Genomic DNA, 1,117 nt, shown 5'->3' on the forward strand with positions numbered 1-1,117 from the left:
CCGACAACTCCGACTCCCTGCTGCTGCTCAGCGCGACGCCACACGACGGCAAGGGTGAGGCGTTCCGTTCGCTCGTCGAGTATATCGACCCGTTCCTCGTCGCCGAGGACCAGGATCTCTCGAAGGAAGCCGTCGACCGCGTGATGATTCGCCGCGGGAAGCAGACGCTGTACGACGACGACGGTGAGCGCATCTTCCCCGACCGCGAGGTCAACACCGTTCCCGTGGAGATGACTCACGACGAGCGGCAGTTCTACCGCGCGGTTACTGACTACGTCCAAAACGTCTACAACCGCTCCGAGAAGCTGAACGAGCCAGCGGTCGGGTTCGCTATGGCACTGATGCAGAAACGCCTCGTCAGTAGTATCGGCGCCATCCAGGCGACGCTGAGTCGTCGCTTGGGCGACCTCGTCGACGAGCAGTCGACCTCGACGAGCCTCTCGGAAGAGGCGTCCGCGTATCTCGACGGCGAGGATCTCGACGAAGAGGACAAACAACAAGCTGAGGAGGAACTCTCCGCGCTGACTGTCACCGAAAGTGACGCCCAACTCGAAGAAGAGATAGAAACGCTCCGCGACCTCGTCTCGCTCGCCGAGGGTATCTCCGTCGACTCAAAGGCCCAGAAGGTCCGCCGCTACATCCAGCAGCTGCTGGAAGAGCAACCCGATGAGAAACTCCTGCTGTTCACCGAGTACACAGACACGCTGGACTACCTGCTTGAGCTAGTTAAAGACGAGCCGTGGGCCGACGAAATCCTCGTTATCGATGGCAGCGTCGACAAGGAAGAGCGTGCCCGAATCGAGGAGGAGTTCAACCACGGCCAGTCCCGGCTATTGTTCGCGACTGACGCAGCCAGCGAGGGGATCGATCTCCAGCACAGCTGCCACATTATGGTGAACTACGAGCTGCCGTGGAACCCGAACCGCCTCGAGCAGCGCATCGGCCGGCTCCACCGCTACGGCCAAGACAAGGAGGTCAAGGTCTGGAACTTCACGTTCGAGGACACGCGCGAGGGCGAGATATTCGACATGCTCCAAAACAAGGTCGAGAACATCCGCGGCAAACTCGGCAACACGGCGGACGTGTTGGGGATGCTCGACGACATCAACGTCGACTC

Annotated in this window: 1 protein-coding gene; it reads left to right on the forward strand. The window is 60.6% G+C overall.

The genetic code is table 11. The annotated features are described in order from the left end of the window. Nucleotides 1-1,117, forward strand: a 1,117-nt coding sequence (locus IEX72_RS15035; protein WP_188788804.1) for a helicase-related protein, incomplete at both ends; no start/stop codon positions are given.

Source organism: Halobellus salinus, from assembly GCF_014646875.1.
In the GTDB taxonomy this organism is placed as follows: domain Archaea; phylum Halobacteriota; class Halobacteria; order Halobacteriales; family Haloferacaceae; genus Haloquadratum; species Haloquadratum salinum.